The organism is Halomicrobium zhouii, from assembly GCF_900114435.1.
In the GTDB taxonomy this organism is placed as follows: Archaea; Halobacteriota; Halobacteria; order Halobacteriales; family Haloarculaceae; genus Halomicrobium; species Halomicrobium zhouii.
This window is the reverse complement of the sequence record NZ_FOZK01000001.1, coordinates 377,204-394,542: the sequence shown is the minus strand read 5'-3', so window position 1 is coordinate 394,542 and position 17,339 is coordinate 377,204. Positions and strand designations below refer to the sequence as shown.

Below are 17,339 nucleotides of genomic sequence, written 5' to 3'. Positions count from 1 at the left end.
GAGACTTAGGCGGTTATTCGCCTCGCCCCGTTGACCACTCGTGGCTGTACTCAACGGGTAGTTCGTCAGTATAGAGGATGTCCACGATCTCGTTTGGCGTCAGGCTTCCCTTCTCGACGGCTTGTTTCATGAGATCGGGAACAGCACCATTCGGTACCGCGGGATTGTCACCACTCATTTTGAGGTAGTAGTCTGCAGCCACATCGAGCGCCCCGCTTTTCGTTCCTTCGCCTGTGGCGTCCATCAGGTTCTCGAACCGCCGCTCGCGCCGGTCGTTCATTCGGAGCCTCATGTTTGTGCACACGCTCCCTACGATCCTAGTTTTTCGACTAACTCAATGGGCGTGTTATTTATGGAATTCCCTGCTGACGATATATCTCCCCCTGCTTCCATGTGATCGGAGTAGTTCAACTGGGTCATTGTGCACACGGGCATGGCCATCGACGTGTGCAAAATAGAGAACCGGTTTCTGTCGACGCGTAACTGCATGGGGTCACTATTCAGACCCACTCTATCCGTTGTAGTTTAGCGGATTTCTATTAACTCGATCACACATTTCGGCCATATGTGTCCCGCCACAGAACCCTTTTCAACCTATCCGCCGAAGAACGTCATGTAGCCCGATCGGGCCACCGCTTTACCCACTTTGGTCCTCTGTCGGGCTACACGATGAGCACCAGCTATGGCAGAGAATCAGGATTCCCCAGGAACAGATGGGGAAGATAACGAGGAAGAACAAGCCGACGTTCCAAGTATCCTTGAACAGGTGAGAACGACAGTCGAGATTGTCTGGATAATCGCAAGGCTCCTCGGAATGTAGAAACACGGTTGGTTCCGATCGTATCGATCGGACCACCGCTTTACCCGTTTGTAGGTAACGCTACGAGATACATAAACTTCACCCATACCGCCCATGCTGCCCCACCCCTTTGGACCGCCCATGATAGCCGTATTTACGACGGCCGTAACACTGTGATTGCCAAGAGGCCTCTAAGACCGGCCAAATTTCCCCATCACCTTTCGTTTCATGCCGCCCATACCACCCATGCTACCAATACCTCCAAATTTGGATATGGATCTGTCCTGCTGCCCGGGTTACTAAGCAGATTCCGAACCCAGTTGTAGAGCCGCTGCTAATTGGAACTGATAAGGAGGAATGGTTTCAGCCTCGTTTACTTTCACTTCCAGTCCACTCTAGGCTAACAAACTTTCTTTCCCAACTCTGCGGCTAAATTGGAATGGGTCAGGTAGAAACGAGCCGACTCGTGACGTTCGAAACCGACAAACGAGAATTGTTAGCCATCATGGCCGGTTGTGGAGAATACGACCGCCAGACCATCTATCAGGGAAGCGTCGATGGACGGTATGCAGTTGTCCCTGTTGACGAACTCATAGACAGCGATACGGGAGATTCGCTTGATGGACTCGATGACGCGGAGTTGCTTCTGCAGGAGATGCAGATCGTCGGTGATACGGTGGACATTCCGGACGACGATAATACGGAGATCACCCTGTCGAAGGGAAACAGAGCAAGTCGAGTGAATGGACCGGCGGGGGACGTACGATCCACCCTGGATTCCGGCCGAGTAGACACTGGTCAGTTCTTCCGGTCTCGAGGCAGAGGCCGCAGACGAGAAACAGGCCGCATTTTCGAACAGTGAATTTCGGGGCCTACACCAGATTTCATCCTATGGCCCCTACCCCAACCCCCAACCCACTTCGCGGAGAAGCCCCATCACTCACCATGAACGAGGACGACCCGGACCTCACGGTCGACGAATTCGTCGACTACTGTCGGACGCAGGCGGGCCTGCTCTCGGGGCACATCGAGACCATCGGGGCGGAGGCCGACGAGTTGCTGGACGAGATCGACGCGGAGATGGCCGAGATCCGCGAGCAACTGGACGCTGGCGATGGATCGATCCAGGCGACGAACGTGCCGGAATCGACCGACGGGCCCGACGAACCGGCGGAGACCGGGGTGGACGTCGCGGCTATCGAGGAACGCGAGGCAGACCTGGAGTCCAAACAGAAACTCGTCGAGGCCAAGCAGGCGCGGATGCGGGCCTATCAGGACCTGGCCGCCGGCTACACCGCGCTGGCCGGGGAACTGGCGTCCGACGCCGAGGACGGCCAGGCGGCGATGACGCGGGTGGTGGAGTTCGAGGCCGCTGAGGACGCGCCGGCGTACTTCGAGGAGCAGACGGTGCTGGAAGCCGCCGTGGAATCGACAGACGGCGACGGCGGGGAGTAAGAACGATCGAATCCGACCACGCGGTCACCGGTCGGGCTCGTGCAGCGTGTTCTCGATAGTTATCTGGACGTCGTCGACGGAGGCGGTGACGTCGAGGGCGACGAAGACCGCGGCCGAATCCGTGTGGGCCCGGACGACGATGCCGTGGTCGAGGAACGTGACGAACGTGCCGACCTCGCCGAGCCAGAGCATGTCCGCCAGGAGGTCGCGTTCGAGGAAGTCGATGTGGTAGTAGTCGAACAGCGAGTCGGCCTGGTCCTCGACGCCGTCGAGGCCGCCGTGTTGCTCGGCCACGTCGTCGGCGACGTGCAGGAGCTGGTAGGACTGGGCGTCGTACTCCGCGATCACCTGCAGGTCGTCGGCCGCGACCGACTCCAGGGCATCCGCCAGCGCGTCCGCCGGTGGGCCGACGATGGTCGACGCTCGCTTGAAGGGCATCGTTCACGATTGATTGCCACGTATCCTGTTAACGATTGAGCCTATACTGTTAGGAGGTGGCAAGAGTCCGGTATTCTACCGGCCAGGAGCCGGTCGGCTGTCGACGCCGGTCGATGGACGCGGTGTGGCGAGCGCCGTCAGGGGTCCACCGTGACGACGACCTTCCCCTGGTGTTCGCCGCCCTCGACGTACCGGTAGGCCTCCTGCACCTCGTCGAAGCCGAAGGTGCGGTCGACCACGGGTTCCACCTCGCTGGCGGCCATGGCCCGGAGCATCCGGTCGAACATCGCACGAGAACCGACGCCCATCACGCCTTCGATGGTGAGTGCTTTGCCGAGCGCCGGAGAGGGGTCGACCTGGCCACCCGGGCCGGCGAGGACGCCGATGAGGTGGACGTGGCCGCCGAACGCTGCGGCGTCGAGTGACTGGTCGAGCGTTCCCACGCCACCGACCTCGACGACGTGGTCGACGCCGCCGACGCGCTCCTGGACGGCCTGGCCCCACTCCGGGGTCGCCTCGTAGTTGATCGTCTCGTCGGCGCCCAGGTCGCGGGCCCGCTCCAGTTTCGCGTCGCTGGAGGAGGTGACGACCGTGCTGGCGCCGTGCAACTCGGCGAACTGGAGTGCGAACGTCGAGACGCCGCCGGTCCCCAGCGCGAGGACGCTCTCGCCGGCACCCAGGTCGCCGTCTTCCACGAGTGCGCGCCACGCCGTGAGACCGGCACACGACAGCGTGGCGCCCTGTTCGAAGGAGAGGTACTCGGGGAGGACCGCGAGGCTCTCGGCGGGGAAGGTGGCGTACTCCGCGAGCGCGCCGTCGACGTTGCCGCCCGTCGAGCGGCCGACCTTCGCCGGGGTGGCCTCACCCTCGATCCAGTCGGGAGCGAACGGGGTCGCGACCCGATCACCCTCGGAGAGCCGGTGAACCCCGTCCCCGACCGCGACGACCTCGCCGGCGCCGTCGGAGAGGGGGACCACCGGGAGGTCCGTCTGCGGGTAGAACAGCGCTGAACTGGCGATGGCCAGGTCGCGGTAGTTGAGCGAACAGGCCCGGATGCGGACGAGCGCCTCGTCGTCGGCCGGCACTGGTCGGTCACGGTCGGTTCGCACGACACCGCTGTAGTCGCTGGTCGCCTCCTGCACTTCGTACAGATCCATTGTGGGTGGAACAAAGCTCTCCTCCGTGTTCGGCGTTCCGGTCCGGGCGGATGGGTGAACGGACCCGCATCCGAAGGCTGGCGATGACGGCGACGCCAGGGAGCTACTCCCGATAGCGGTCGGGGACGTGGTGGTCGACGGGCGCGGGGACGTGGCCGGCGACGACCGGGGCGAGGGCGGCGAGTCGGCGCCGCAGGAGCCCGTAGGTGACGCCGACGACCAGGGCCGCGGCCGCCGCCCACCGGAACGGGCCGTCGAGGGTGACGAGCAGTGGCGCTCCGAGGCCCACGGCGAGCAGGACGTCCTCGGGGGCGCCGTCGTAGCGGACCCACCGCTTGGGCCGTCGCCATCGGCCCCTCGCGTGGTCGTAGACGGCGCGGTCAGAGCCGTTCTCCCAGGGGCGCAGTTCCAGGCCGCCGCCGTAGCGGTCCATCTGGCAGTGGAGCGCGGCGCCAGCGAAGAGGAACGCTGCGGCGACCAGCGGTGGCGTCGCCAGGACGAGCGCGAGGGAGCCGACTGCGACCGCGGCGAGGCCGTAGCCGACCGGGTAGTGCAGCGTCCGCCGGTGGCCGACGTACAGGTCGAGGTCGGGGAGGACGGCCCCGGCCAGCGCACCAGCGAGCGCGACGGGCGCGAACTCCGGCGCCAGCGCGACCAGCGGCGCCGCGATCGCCAGGCCGGTCAGCGCGTGCGTCGGCAGCATCATGGAACGATCGAGGGGAGTGAGCGAGATAAGGTCGTCGGCGATCCACGGCCTGTCCGGCCAGAAGGCCACCGAGACGGCCCGCGGCGAACGCCGGGAGCGCCGCGTCGGCCTTCACGTGGTCGGAACGACCCTACGGCGTCCGCTCGCCGGCGGGAATCGTCGTCTCCAGCCAGTTCTCCTCGGGCGGCAGCGGACAGGAGAAGCTCTCGCTGAACGCACAGAACGGCGTGTAGGCGAGGTTGAAGTCCAGCGTCACCTCGTCACCGTCTGCCAGGCTACCCTCGGTTTCGAGTTCCATGTACCGGCCGGCGTGGTAGGTCTGCTGTCCGGTCGTCTTGTCGCGGAAGGGAACGAACAGGGCAGCCGACTCCTCGCCCTCGCGCCGATAGCCGTGGAGTTCGACGGAGTTCCCGTCGACGTCGAACGAGAACGTGACGACGCGGAGATAGCGGACGGTCCGTTCGTCCGTCGTCTCCAGGTCGACGGCGTCGGGGTCGTCGTGGACCGCGGCCGTCGCCGTGACGCGGTAAGCCGGGTCCGGCGGGAAGTAGTCGAGGCCGTCGAAGTCCTCGCGCTCCCCCGGCGGGATCGGTGACTGGCGATGCTCGGCCAGGAACTGGTCCTTCTCCGTCCGATTGGCTTCGAGGCGGTCGGCCCAGTCGTCGGCGTCGCTCATACCGATGCTACCGGCTCCGGTCGTTTCAGTCCGACGGCTCGGGCCGGCGGGCCAGTCGGGCGAGAGGTGCCCGCACGGTCGCCCCGTACAGGCCGATTTCCTCGCCGTAGTGTCCGTATACCGCCGGCCGGCGACGGGATGCCAGCGACCGTCGACGGGCGCGAGACGGTGCGGCGCGCCCCATCGCAGCGAAGGCGACCCGTTCTGGGGCCTCGCAGAGTTGGTCTGGAGCGCCGACCGCGATTGCGCGCGAGGGGTGCTCGGCCGTCGGAAGGGACCGGCCATCGCAGGCGAAGCTTTTCCCAACCAGTCGGGCCGCTATCTGGCGTATAACAAGGGCCCTGTCCCTCCTGCGTGTTACTGTGGTCGCGACGCGCGGCCAGCCCGGAGAAAGGGTCGCTCAGCCTGGTAGAGCATCCACGACCGTCGTGGGTGGCCGGCAACGGTCTCGGTGGTTCGAATCCACCCCCTTTCGTCCGCGCACGGGTAGTGTAATGGCAACATGCGGTCGGTCCACGACCGAGCTGGAGGTTCGACTCCTCCCCCCTGCATTCACACTTTCGTGGTCGGTTCCGTGTCTCTCGCGATGATTCTGGACGAGGAGTACCGGTGATGGACTGTGCGGTTCGATGGGTTCGAGTTGTCGACGGGAGCGTTGGCAGCAAGACCTCGAAAGCCCTCGGCGCGCTCTCTTGAGTGAGAATCGAGACTACAAACACCTCGAAAGCCCTCGGCGCGCTCGACTCGTGCGAACCCGCTGCGCGCGCTCGTTCCTCGCGTGCTTGCGGGTTCGGACTTCGACGACCCCGCCTCGCCCTTTCAGTCCTCCAGGTTCCGCATCGCTCGCGCGATAAAACGCGCTCACGATTAGAACCACCAACCCTCCCCGGACCCGTCGCGTCCGCTCCGGGTCACGCTTCCTGACCGCTCCACAACCGCCCGGCCGGGAGCTGAGCGGGCGCGAAGCGACCGCGGTTGCTCGAACGGCGAAGCCGTGAGAGCGCGTTTCATCGCGCGACCAGGGGAAGGGCAGGGCCGCGGTGCTGTGCTGGGCCTGGAGGAATGAAAGGGCGAGGTACGGTCGACGATGCCGGACGAAGCAAGCACCGCAGCGGAGCGAGGAGCGCAGCGAGTCCCGCGAGTCGAGCGGGCCGAGGGCTTTCTGGGTGTTGCTGGCTCCGGTCTTTCGACAGCCGATTCGCAGTACCACTCACTCGACTCACACCCAGACAGATCCAATCCATCCCGAGCCGACCCATTAGAAATCCCACACGATTATTACGCGCGCGACGCGACGGGTAGAACGTGCAAGCGCTGGACCGTCGGGCGGTCGTCTGCGCGCTGGTCGTACTCGCCGCACTGGGTGGCGTGAGCGGCGGCGCCGTGGCGCAGGCGACCGACACCCCAGCGGCGAACGAGACGGTCCAGCACGAACGGCCAGAGGAAGCGGGGGAGTCGGGGGACCTCCAGGAACTCCAGCGATGGCTCGACGGGCGGTTGAGCGGGCAGCTGGGGTCGAGTACGGTGGCCCTGAGCGAGGGCGAGTACGAGCGGGCCAGGTCGATGCTCGGCGACGACTACGACGAGCGCCTCGAACAGTACGTCGACGTCGCAGGGGAGACTGGCGAGGGCGAGGACGCCGGCGAGACTTACCGTGACGTGCGGGAGTCACAGCGCGACCTCGCGATGCAGGCCGAGCGCTTCGAGAGCGCCAGCGAGCGCTACGAGCGGGCCCGCGAGAACGGCAACGAGAGCGCCGCACGGCAGGCGGCTCGCGAGATGAACCGGCTGGGCGACCGGATCGGTCGAAGCGGGGCGAACACGACGCGGGGGTACGTCACCCTGGAGAACCAGACGGGCGCCGACACGGACCCGGAGCGGGCCGTCGTCCAGAATCTCACCGCGGACGTCAGCGAGCGCCAGGAAGCGGTGCGTCAGGCCACCTTCGTCGAGACCGAACTCACGGTACTCGAGGCGACGCGGACCATCTCGTTCACCGACCCGCTCGAACTGATCGGCCGGCTGACGGCCGAGAACGGGACGGCGGTGGCGAACCGGGAGGTGACCATCGCGGTCGCCGACCGGCCACACGCCACGACCACCGACGCGGAGGGGCGGTTCACCGTCAGCTACCGACCGCGAACGCTCCGGACGAACGCGACGAGCGTCGAGGTGGCGTACGTCCCGCGGAACGAGTCGGCGTACCTCGGGTCGAACGTGAGCGGGCCCGTCGACGTCCAGCAGGTCGAGCCGACGATCACGGTCCGCGAACACACCGAAGAGACGCGCTTCGGGGAGCCCGCCGGCGCGATCGTCGCGGTCACCGTCGACGGCCAGCCGGTGAACGGCGTGCCCGTCGTCGCCGACGTCGCGGGCCAGCGGGTCGGGCGAGCGACCACCAACGACGAGGGCGCGGTCCGCGTCGACGGGGCGCTACCCGCGTCCGTTCCCGCCGGTGACCAGGAACTGCGTGTCGCCGTCCCGCTCCGGGACCGGGCCATCGCGGCCGCCGACGAGCAGGTCACCACCACGGTCGAGGCAACCGGGACGACCCTGAACGTCACCGGGGAACGCCAGGGGAGCGAGGCGACGGTCAGCGGCCGGCTGGTCACCGACGACGGCCGGCCTGTCGACGGCCAGCAGGTCCAGCTCTCACGAAACGGGACCGTCGTCACGACCGTCGAGACCGGACCGGACGGGAGGTACGCCGCGACGGTCCCGCTGGCGCCGGCAGGCGCGGCGCCGAGCGGTCGGGTCCAGGTCGCGGCGAGTTTCGACGGGGCGGGGACGAACCTCGACGACGCTCGTGCGACCACGACGGTCGACGTCGGCCAGGCCGGGTCCGGGGGAGCGAGCGGACTCTTGCAGGGATGGGTCCCGGGCGACGGCTCCCTGTCCGTCCTGGTCGGCCTCGGCGTTGCCGGGGTCGGGCTGGTGCTCCTGGGCGTCTGGCTGGTCCGGCGCCGGGGTTCGGACCCGGACGAGGAGCGCGACGGCGCGCCAGCGGTGAGCCAGTCGACCACGGAGCCGACCGACGAGTCGCCCGACCGCGCGCCCGCCATCGAGCGCGCCGAGACGTTCCTCGAACGCGGCGCCGCGGGGGCGGCCGTCCGGGCGGCGTACGCGGCCATCCGCGAGCGGTACGCCCCCGACGAGGCGCCCCGGACGCACGCGGAACTCGTGGCGACCACCGAGTCGCTCGGGGAGGACGAACGGCGGGCGTTCGAACGCGTCACGCGGGCCTACGAGCGGGAGGCGTTCGCGCGCGGGAGCGTCGACGAGCGCGGGGCTCGTGACGCGCTGGAGGCCGCGGGAGAACTGGTCGAGCGCCGGCAGTCCTAACTAGCGGAAAAATCGACGGTCTATCGGGTGAACGCGAACTGTTCGCCGTCGACGTCGCCGGAGACGGCCCGGTCGTTCCGCAGCCGGTCCAGTTTCTCGTCGGTCGCCCGCAGTCGTTCGACGGCCGGCCGGAGGTCCTCGAAGCCGGGAGCGCGGACGACGTCGCCGCTCCGGACGTCGAACTCGAGGACGCCGTGTTGTTCGAGTCTGGGGAGGTGGTTGTGGTGGAGCGATATCTTGACCTGCCGCCGGGCCGCCTCGTCGACCGAGGTGACGGATTCGTCCCGCTCCCAGGCCGCGAGCTGCACGGAGAGAGAGTCGATATCGGTGTACTCGTTCGAGAGGAGATAGTACAACGCGAGCCGTCGCCGCGACTTTCCGAGCACTGCACTGAGTCGATCGTCTGTGACTGGTGACCCCGCCATAGCTACCTGATGGAGTATGCCCTCCCTTACAACACGATTGCCTAACCAGTTAGGGAACGTTCTGACGGGCGTCTGACGCGCCGCAACGCTACCGGGTTCGCGGCCCCCGGAGCCGCTCTCCAGGACCGAAGCCGTTTTCGGCCGACGAGGGCCCGGAACGCGACCGCGGTGGTCCGCCAGACCCGGAAAGCGACCGCCATGGGGCCCCAGCCTGCGGCCACTCACCCCGGCAGTTCGGCAGTCTCCGGTTCCTTAGCCCCACGTCCAGCGGGCGTCGAGGACGTACCGGTAGAGCCCGCTGACGCCGATGGCGACCGCGTTACCGACCAGGTAGGTGAGCGTCTGCCACTCGACCAGGACGAACAGCACTGCGAGCTGGATCGGGATGGCCGTCCCGCGCACCACGTTCGTCTTCACCAGGCCGGTCAGGTAGTCGACCCGGCCCGTGTTCCGGGAGGCGCGAAACGTCCAGGCGTTGTTGAGCACGTACGAGAGGACGATGGTGATCTCGATGGCGACGGCCGCGCCGACGAGATAGTTGAGTCCGCCGGCGTCGACGAACGCCCACAGCAGCACCATCTGGATCCCGGCCGTGACCGCGCCGACGGCGACGAACTTGCGCAGTTGCGGGGCGATGGGACCGTCCAGGAGGTTGCGCAGCAGCTCCCGGACCATTATCGGTAGCCGAGCGCCTCCAGCCGTGCCCCGAGGTCGTCGTCGACCTCGCCGGTCGTCGATCGCTCGGTCCGCTCGCGGAGGCGGGCGGCGTGGGCGTCGACGAGGGGGGCGAACCGGTCGACGACGGCCGCGGCCTCCCCGGTCGGATCCGTCGACAGGTCCGTCTGCTGGGTCGGGTCGTCGGGCCGATAGTACAGTTCGGTCGTCCCCGCGTCGACGTTCTCGACGTAGGTCCACTCGCGGTCCCGGACGCTGACCAGCAGGTCGCCGTCCTCGAGCGAGCGGGGGATGGGCTGGGACGTCACGTCCTCGCCGCGGACCGTGACGGAGACCACCGGGTCGTCGTCTGGGGACTCGCCGTCGAGGACGCTCGGCGCGAGGCTCGTCCCCGCCCACTCCTCGGGCGCGTCGACGTCGAGCAGGTCGACCACCGTCGGCGGGACGTCGTCGAGGCCGACCTGGCCCTCGATCCGTCGGCCCTCGGCGCCGGGGACGTCGACGACGAGCGGGACACCGATCAGTTCGTCGTAGAGCTTCGGGTAGTGGGCGAGGTGGCCGTGCTCCTGGAACTCCTCGCCGTGGTCGCCCGCCACGACGACGGCGGTGTCGTCGGCGACGTCGTTCGCGGAGAGCGCCTCGAGGAGCCGGCCGACGCTGGCGTCGACCTGCCGCACCGCTGCCTGGTACAGCGTCCGCAGGTCCGCCAGGGTTCGCTCGCCGACGTCCCAGCCCAGTCCGGTCCGGGTGTGGGCGTGGAGCATCCGGTGGGTCCCGAGGCGGTCCGAGGAGACCTCGCGGATGTAGCGAGGCGCGGGGACGTACGGCGTATGGGCGTCCATGTAGTGGACCCAGAGGAAGAAGGGACCGTCCGCCTCCGCGACGAACTCCGTCGCGGCGTGTTCGACGTCGAACATGCGCGAGGTGTCCAGGAACGGCCGGTCGTCGGTGTTGCCGCGCAGCCAGGAACCGAGCCGCCGGACCGGCGAGGTCGCCAGCTGGAGCCACGCTTCCACCGTCGGGTGGGTCGCGAGGTAGCGACTGTAGAGCCCGGAGCCGACGCTGGCGACGAAGGGCTCGAACTCGTCGAAGCCGTCGTCGTACCCCCAGTGAGAGGTGAGAAAGCCGTTGGCGGCGTTGAACCCACCAGTCGACAGGCCAGCCTCGGAGAGCGTCCGGGCGAGGGTGGGCGCGCCGTCGACGCCGATCTGGCCCGTGTCGGCGAACACCGGCCGCGACCCCAGCAGCGAGGGGAAAGAGAAGGGCGTCCAGTTGCCAGTCGCGAACGCCCGCTCGAAGACGGTGCCGCGCTCGGCGAGCGAGTCGAGCACCGGCGTGTGCCGGGCGTCGTCGTAGGCGCCGATGGCGTCCGCTCGCAGCGAGTCGACCGTCACCAGGACGACGTTCGAGGGTGCTGTAGCAGGAGTCATAGTCGAACGTGGGACGTGTCGCTCGGCCCGCGTCCGGCGTGCTCACCCGCGAGCAGTCGACGACAGGACCGTCGAAACTGCCGCTGGCGGTGAGTGCGTACCGTCCCGACCGGCCGGGGCGTCAGAACCGCCACGATACTACTGAACGGTCAGTCAGTCGCTTGAGCGTTTCGGTCTCCCCGAACACCGCCGCGTCAATCGGCGTCGAACCGGTGGTCTGCAGTCCTCACGGCGACGTCGTCGTCGGTCGTGTCGCCGGGGAGCCGCCGTCGTTCGAGGACGGCCCTGATCTCCGGAGCGGCGAAGAGCAGGCCGAACAGGACGAGGCCGACCGCGACCTGGCCGTAGCGCGCCGGGGAGACGCGCAGGAAGTAGTGGAGAAACGCCGTCGTCTCGGAGGCCGGGACCGGCGCCAGGGGCCACACGAGACTCGCGACGTAGGTCCCCGCCCACTGGTCCGGCGACGTGTACAGGAGCGCCCGGTAGACGTCACCGACGACGTGGGTGAGGTAGCCAAAGCCGAACAGCGGGCCGAGTTCGGCGCGTCCGCGACGGGCCGCGAGCACGCTGACGAGGACGACGACCGGGGCGGCGACCAGCAGTGAGTGAGCCAGCGAACGCCCACTCGGCAGGAGGTGGACGCTCCAGGCAAGGGGCTTGTCGATCAGGTCCGGGAGCTGGGAGGCCACGAGCAGGAAGACGGTGGCCCGCCGCGACGGCAGGTCCCGGTGGCCCACCAGCCGGTAGGCGAGGTAGGGGAGGAAGGCGACGGCGAAGTGGCCCCACGGCATCATCGTTGATATCCACTCACCGCCAGCAGTGATAACTCACAGGGGCGAGAATATCAGCGGTGAGAACTGGACGGGGTGGGAGAGCGAGCGGCTAACGCTCGGGCGACGCTGCACAGAACGGGACGGTCTGCACGGGACAGAACGGGACGGTCTGCACGGGACAAAACGGGACGGCGGCCCACGACAGAACGGGACAGACTGCACGGGACAGAACGGGACGGTCTGCACGGGACAAAACGGGACAGACTGCACGGGACGGGACAGACTGCCGACGCGACGACGGTCGCCAGTGATAGTGGTGGTTGTAACGGTTTTCAGGAGGTAGACACTAACAGTGCTCAACCGGAGCTGAACCGGCCGGTTGCGAGGGGATACCGGTAACGAATTACAACCGCCACTATGAGTCGGTGCGGTGTCCGGCAGGAGTCGCGACGAACGCGACTAGAGGTATCGTCGAACGGCTCTCTCTCCCGCCGCCGTGAGACGGACGGTCATATCGCGCCGGTCGAAGGTGACCAGATCCGCCGCGGCCAGTTTGGGGAGGTGGACGTGGTAGAGTCGCAGTTCGACGGGAGCGTCGGGGTCGACTGGGCCCGGCACGCCGTCGCCGACGGCGTGAGACCGGACGACCGCCGTCGCGAGATCCGCCACCGACAGTTCCTCCTCGACGTCGTCGAGCGCGGTGAGGACCCGCCGGCGCACCGGATGCGTGAGGACGTCGACGATCACGTCCAGTCGGGGTCGGTCGACGTCGCCGACCTCGTCCCCCGTCGAACAGTCGTCGTGGTCACACTCTGCATCGTTTCCACTACCGTCGCCCGTCATCGGTCAGTGACAGGGCCGTCTCCCGGATTACGTTACCCCGTGCATCCGATGCACGCCGTGCAACGGCGTTGGCCAGCGACGGACGCGCTCGGGAGACGCGGACTACGCGAAGTCCCCTGGAGCCAGTTCCGTCGCGCGGTCGCGATAGGACCGGTAGACGTCGTCGGCCCAGGTTCGGACGGGCTCGCTGTCCGTCTCGAGGAGGGCCTGCGGGACGCCGTCGTCGTCTTCGACGCCGATCTGGACCACGCCCTCCCCGTCGAGTCCGAGGTAGAAGGGCAACGCCTCGTCGAGGCCGAACACGGACGAGCCGGCGTCGATCTGCTCGCCGAAGAGCCGGGCGTACTCGCCGTCGCAGATGGTCTCGCGGACGGCGTGACCGACGACTACCTCGGTCGCCAGATCCCCGTTCGTGATCCGCTCGTGGGCCACGCGAGTGCCGTCGATGTCGATAGACGGCAGGAGCGCACGGACGCGACTCGCGGTCCGGACGAGTTCGGTCTGTTCTCGCGCCGGCGCGTAGGGATCGCCGGGACTCGGCGTCGTCACCGTCGCGCCGTACAGGTGCGTCAGGTCGAGGTCGAACTCCTCGTGGGGGAACCACTGCAGAAACGGGCCGAGATCCGTGGTCTCGTCCAGTCCGTCCAGGAGTTCGCAGAACTCGTCGGCAACGAGCGTTCCGGTCCCCGTAGCACGGACCGCGCCGTCGTCGCGCTCGACCCAGCCGCGTCGTTCCAGCGCCTGGACCGACCGGACGACCGTCGACTGGGAGGCCTCGAGGCGGTCCCGGAGCGTTCGCCGGCTCGTGGGCCCCCGGTCGCTGAGGAGCGCGAGGAGACAGACGCGGGTTTTCGATCGAGAGAGAAAGGCGACGTGGTCGAACGGGTCCTCGGACATTCCTGTATTTCCCGTTCTCAGTTGAGTACTTTACTGTATTCCCCGAAATAGTCGATCGTTTTGCAAATTTCGTTGACTGTAGGGCCGTGTTACTCCTCGGTGAGCGGGGCTTCCATCGAGACGACGTCGAGGACGATCTCGTCGGCCGTGTCGCTGATCGCCGCGACTTCGCCGGCGACGGCGAGGTGCGAGCGCGGCGTCGGCCCGACGACGATGGGGTCGCCGACCGACACCTGGTCGACCGACCCCTGGAAGTGGACGTGCGCGGTACACTCGGTCGGGTGGAAGACGTTCGGGAACCGGATCCGGTCGACGGTCACGTCGACGCGCTCGAAGTCCTGGGCGAGCGTGACGGAGGCCCGCTCGTCGAGGTCCTCGCGCTGCAGGACGTCGAAGGCGGCGTCGGTCGGGCGATAGCCACCGGTCGGTCCGGGGACCCCCTCGACCAGATTGAGGGCCTTCAGCCCCTGCATCGTGTTCCGGACCGTCGACGCCCGCTGGTCGACCACGTCCGCGATGATGCTCCCCTTCACGGGGTCGCCGGACGCCTGGTACTCGTTGACGAGGACGGTCACGATCTGGCGCTGACTGTTAGACAGGTCGACGCTCCCCATATCCTACCCTTCTCGCGGACGCCCCTGAGAGTACCGCTCGTCTCCGGCGACGAGTCCGACCGGCGACGGACCACTCGAAACCGTCGCCCGGCGGTGAAGACGTCAGGATGGCGGTGTCGTGTCCCGACTGCGAGTACGCGGAGACGATCTGAGAGGCCGTCGGTTAGGCAGAGAGCCGCTGAGTATGTGAGGCAGTCACGTCCACCTGCCACAGCGCAGACAGACCGTGGGCAACCACGGTTTGTCCTCCAGCACTCGCTGCTCGTCCTCGCAGTGGGGACAGTACGTCACGTATCGTGGCATATGAACTACACTTCTGGGACGACCCTCATAGCTGTTGCCAATAGCGGGCCGCGTCGATATATATCGGTCCGTACGGCCTGGTAGGGGTGATTGTACGCCCGTCCTGGCGTCCTGTCGAGCGAAGCGAGACAGGGCTCATCGGACGAGCAGCGCGAATCCGATGGCGTCCAGTCGAACTGTGTGGGGCCGGGCTCGGGAGACGAGTGCAGCGAGTCACCCGGCGTCCGGCCGAACTGCGTGAGGCCGGGTTCGGGAGACGAACGGAGTGAGTCTGCCGGCGTCCACGCGAACGGAGTGAGCGTGGGCTCGACGGACGAGCAGCGCGAGTCCGTCGGCGTCCCGACGAGCATGGCGAGTCGGGGCTCAGCAGTCGAGCGCAGCGAGTCTATCGGCGTTCGCCGGCACCGGCCCGCCGAACGGCGGTACAAAGGTACAACCACCACTACGAGATGACGTTCTGCGTGAACGCCGTCCGTCGGAACTCCCTGTTCGGATCGCCGATCAGAACTGGTTGTTTTTCCAACCAGATATTGGTTTCGGTTTTATCCAATTGGTAAATTAAATATTCAATGGCATTATCAGACTACATGTATGTCGGACGAACATACGAACGAATCGGAGCGAAGTGGTACCAACGCGTACTCGCGACGACGCGTGCTCAACACTAGCCTCACCGGGCTCACAGCGACAGGCGTGACCGGACTGGCGGGCCCGGGCACCGCTGCAGCCCAGAGCACGTCGGCGGCCAGTTCGTCCGGGTTCGACCGCGAGGAGTGGGACGTCGAAATCGATGCGAAGGACCCGGACGTCGAGACTCGCGTCTACGTCGGTCCGGAGAAGAACGCCAGTCCCTACGAGGCCGGACCGCGAGACATCGAACTCTCCGAGAAACTCGTGCTGGGGACGATCCCCGACGAGGTGCCGGTCATCGGCGGCGGCGATCTCGGACTCAAGTTCGAAGCGACGTTCGGCTTCACCGAGGTGAGCGTCAACATCTCGATCTGTGTCGACGATAGCTGTCTGTCGCTCGCGGGCGCCGGGTTCTCGTACAGCGAGGCGGAGGTCTGTCTCGACACGAAAGGCGCCTACAAGGGCGTCCCGCTCGATGTCGAGGGATGTCTCCTGTTCAACCCCTCGATCAACCCCGTCGGACTGGAGATCGGCGGCAGTGTCAAGGTCTGCGTCGGACGGAACCTCTGTGATCCCAACGGGAAGAAGAAGGGCGACGAGACCGGCGGCGGTTGGGAGTACAGCCGGTTCTGCGGCCTCTGTAAGGAGTTCGGGCTATCGGGGACCATCTAGAACACCCGCCTGTTTCTTCAGGCACTCGTCGTCTAAAGGTTTATGTGTCAACGGTGTAAACAACCGCGTCGAGTATGCCCTCCACGACGACGACGCGAGGCGGTTCCGCAGGTCGAACGATACTGGGCGTCACAGTCCACGGCCTCGGCCTCGTGTTCGGCATCTTCGGCCCCGGCCTCGTGTACCTGCTCTCACGTGGCGAGTTCTCGAAGGCCAACGCACGCAACGCGCTGACCTGGCAACTGTTCGTACTGGTCGGCCTGGCTGGCCTCCTCGCCGTCTTCTTCACCACCGACTCCGATCCGGTCGGGCTCGCGGCCGGCGGCCTCCTCCTGGCGCTGCTACTCGTCGACGCCGTGGCCAGTCTCTGGGCGACGGTCAAGGCCATCGGCGGCGAGGCATGGTCGTACCCGCTCGTCTCCGTGCTCGGCTAACGGCGCCCGACAGAGAGACGACCCTCGTCGGACCGGGACAGACCGAACGAACCACGACGTTCACGCTCACTACAATACATCGATGGCCGCAACCGAATCGCTCGTCGCAGCCGGCGTCCTCCTCGCACTCGGCCTGCTCGTCGGCTCGCAGGCCCGCCGCGCGCACGACCGGTACCGGACGATCACCGAGATAATCGCCGCGCCGGAAGGGAGCGGTGACCCCGGATCGGAAGCGATCGTTCGGGGACCAGTCACCGTCAGCGACCCGGCGACGGCCGAGCGCGAACCGCCCGCGGAGGTGGTCGAGACGGTGGACTCGCCGGCGGTCTGGGCGTGGCGCGTCCGCCGCAAGGTCGGCGGCGGGAGCGACGACGTCGGGAACGCGAACTGGCAGACCGTCGAGGGCGGCCTCGCGGTCGGCGCGTTCACCGTCCGACAGGACTGGGACCGCGTCCGCGTGGACGGCGAGTGGCTGCGAACCCAGCTCGGGGCCGGCGACGCGGTCACGGACCCGTTCGACCGACCGAACCTCTATCTCGGCTCGCCCGACGTCGACGTACCACTCGGCGAGCGTAACCCACTCAATCGGCTCCTCGAACGGCTCGGCGTGACGGGCGAGGAGGGCGCGTTCACGAACTGGGAGATGAGCCTCACCGTCGGTCGCCGAACCACGAGCCCGGACAGGTACCAGGCCACCGTCGTCGACGACGGCGACGAACTGGTGGTCCGCGGCGTCCTCGCCGAGACGGACGACGGGCTCGTCCTCCGCGGTACCGAGGACACGCCGCTCGTGCTCGCGACCGGCGACCTCGAACGAACGAGGAAGCGACTGCGCACCAGCGCCCTGTGGCAGGGCGCCGCCAGCCTTGCACTGGTCCTGCTCGCCGCGGCCGTCGTCGTGGTGGCGTTCCTCTAGTACGGCGCCGGTGGCGGCCAGTCCACGAGCACCCGTCAGGGCGACGGTGACCCCGATAGCAGCGATAGTTTCCCGTTTCAAACGCATTTTTTATCTGATCTGTGTCGTGATAACTGAGAGATGAGAGGCGAATGAACGCGGTACGACTGCGGGC

The 17,339-nt window shown here is 67.0% G+C and carries 19 protein-coding genes and 1 tRNA gene; 8 read left to right on the top strand and 12 right to left on the bottom strand.

The window, feature by feature from the left end; all coding sequences use genetic code 11:
- Positions 1-13: 13 nt before the first annotated feature.
- Complete coding sequence (locus BM337_RS01915) at positions 14-280, bottom strand: hypothetical protein (protein ID WP_245778586.1); 267 nt, start codon at positions 278-280, stop codon at positions 14-16.
- A 402-nt stretch (positions 281-682) separates the two neighbouring features.
- Between BM337_RS01915 and BM337_RS20890 the strand changes: the two genes are divergently transcribed.
- The 3 genes from BM337_RS20890 (at position 683) to BM337_RS01905 (ending at position 2,254) form a co-directional block, all read left to right on the top strand.
- Positions 683-820: a hypothetical protein gene (locus tag BM337_RS20890; RefSeq protein ID WP_177227110.1), complete on the top strand. Its 138-nt coding sequence runs from the start codon at positions 683-685 to the stop codon at positions 818-820.
- Between the two features lie 418 nt (positions 821-1,238).
- On the top strand, positions 1,239-1,661 hold the full coding sequence (locus BM337_RS01910; RefSeq protein ID WP_089813373.1) for a hypothetical protein: 423 nt from the start codon (positions 1,239-1,241) through the stop codon (positions 1,659-1,661).
- Between the two features lie 83 nt (positions 1,662-1,744).
- Complete coding sequence (locus BM337_RS01905) at positions 1,745-2,254, top strand: hypothetical protein (RefSeq protein WP_089813371.1); 510 nt, start codon at positions 1,745-1,747, stop codon at positions 2,252-2,254.
- Between the two features lie 24 nt (positions 2,255-2,278).
- On the opposite strand, the gene BM337_RS01900 is transcribed toward BM337_RS01905, so the two are convergent.
- The 4 genes from BM337_RS01900 to BM337_RS01885 form a co-directional block, all read right to left on the bottom strand.
- Positions 2,279-2,692 (bottom strand): DUF7522 family protein, encoded by a 414-nt coding sequence (locus BM337_RS01900; protein WP_089813369.1) that lies wholly within the window; start codon positions 2,690-2,692, stop codon positions 2,279-2,281.
- Between the two features lie 137 nt (positions 2,693-2,829).
- On the bottom strand, positions 2,830-3,849 hold the full coding sequence (locus BM337_RS01895; protein ID WP_089813367.1) for a zinc-dependent alcohol dehydrogenase family protein: 1,020 nt from the start codon (positions 3,847-3,849) through the stop codon (positions 2,830-2,832).
- A 103-nt stretch (positions 3,850-3,952) separates the two neighbouring features.
- Complete coding sequence (locus tag BM337_RS01890) at positions 3,953-4,555, bottom strand: hypothetical protein (protein ID WP_089813364.1); 603 nt, start codon at positions 4,553-4,555, stop codon at positions 3,953-3,955.
- A gap of 130 nt (positions 4,556-4,685) precedes the next feature.
- Positions 4,686-5,231, bottom strand: coding sequence for a DUF1684 domain-containing protein (locus BM337_RS01885; protein ID WP_089813362.1), 546 nt, complete (start codon positions 5,229-5,231; stop codon positions 4,686-4,688).
- 389 nt (positions 5,232-5,620) lie between these two features.
- On the opposite strand from BM337_RS01885, the gene BM337_RS20885 reads away from it, so the two are divergent.
- Both BM337_RS20885 and BM337_RS01880 read left to right on the top strand, forming a co-directional pair.
- A tRNA-OTHER gene (locus BM337_RS20885) sits at positions 5,621-5,706 on the top strand.
- Between the two features lie 830 nt (positions 5,707-6,536).
- Entirely contained in the window at positions 6,537-8,573 is a 2,037-nt protein-coding gene (locus BM337_RS01880) for a hypothetical protein (protein WP_089813359.1), read from the top strand.
- A 20-nt stretch (positions 8,574-8,593) separates the two neighbouring features.
- Here the strand turns inward: BM337_RS01880 and BM337_RS01875 are convergent, their stop codons facing one another.
- The 7 genes from BM337_RS01875 to BM337_RS01845 form a co-directional block, all read right to left on the bottom strand.
- Positions 8,594-8,998: a DUF7344 domain-containing protein gene (locus BM337_RS01875; protein ID WP_177227109.1), complete on the bottom strand. Its 405-nt coding sequence runs from the start codon at positions 8,996-8,998 to the stop codon at positions 8,594-8,596.
- 252 nt (positions 8,999-9,250) lie between these two features.
- Positions 9,251-9,673, bottom strand: a complete 423-nt coding sequence (locus BM337_RS01870; RefSeq protein ID WP_089813357.1) for a GtrA family protein — start codon at positions 9,671-9,673, stop codon at positions 9,251-9,253.
- Positions 9,673-11,103, bottom strand: a complete 1,431-nt coding sequence (locus BM337_RS01865) for a sulfatase (RefSeq protein ID WP_089813355.1) — start codon at positions 11,101-11,103, stop codon at positions 9,673-9,675. Before BM337_RS01865 ends, BM337_RS01870 begins: the two co-directional genes overlap by 1 nt.
- Positions 11,104-11,297: 194 nt before the next feature.
- Positions 11,298-11,897: a metal-dependent hydrolase gene (locus BM337_RS01860; protein WP_089813353.1), complete on the bottom strand. Its 600-nt coding sequence runs from the start codon at positions 11,895-11,897 to the stop codon at positions 11,298-11,300.
- 438 nt (positions 11,898-12,335) lie between these two features.
- Entirely contained in the window at positions 12,336-12,719 is a 384-nt protein-coding gene (locus BM337_RS01855; RefSeq protein ID WP_089813352.1) for a DUF7344 domain-containing protein, read from the bottom strand.
- Between the two features lie 102 nt (positions 12,720-12,821).
- The gene (locus tag BM337_RS01850; RefSeq protein WP_089813350.1) at positions 12,822-13,616 is read right to left on the bottom strand and encodes a helix-turn-helix transcriptional regulator; all 795 of its coding nucleotides are present in this window, start codon (positions 13,614-13,616) and stop codon (positions 12,822-12,824) included.
- Positions 13,617-13,705: 89 nt separating this feature from the next.
- Positions 13,706-14,230, bottom strand: coding sequence for an Rrf2 family transcriptional regulator (locus BM337_RS01845; protein WP_089813347.1), 525 nt, complete (start codon positions 14,228-14,230; stop codon positions 13,706-13,708).
- A gap of 894 nt (positions 14,231-15,124) precedes the next feature.
- Here BM337_RS01845 and BM337_RS01840 point away from each other — a divergent pair.
- The 3 genes from BM337_RS01840 (at position 15,125) to BM337_RS01830 (ending at position 17,185) form a co-directional block, all read left to right on the top strand.
- Positions 15,125-15,835, top strand: coding sequence for a hypothetical protein (locus BM337_RS01840; RefSeq protein WP_089813345.1), 711 nt, complete (start codon positions 15,125-15,127; stop codon positions 15,833-15,835).
- Positions 15,836-15,909: 74 nt separating this feature from the next.
- Complete coding sequence (locus tag BM337_RS01835; protein WP_089813343.1) at positions 15,910-16,269, top strand: magnetosome magnetite crystal formation protein family; 360 nt, start codon at positions 15,910-15,912, stop codon at positions 16,267-16,269.
- 82 nt (positions 16,270-16,351) lie between these two features.
- On the top strand, positions 16,352-17,185 hold the full coding sequence (locus BM337_RS01830; protein ID WP_089813340.1) for a hypothetical protein: 834 nt from the start codon (positions 16,352-16,354) through the stop codon (positions 17,183-17,185).
- Positions 17,186-17,339 lie beyond the last annotated feature (154 nt).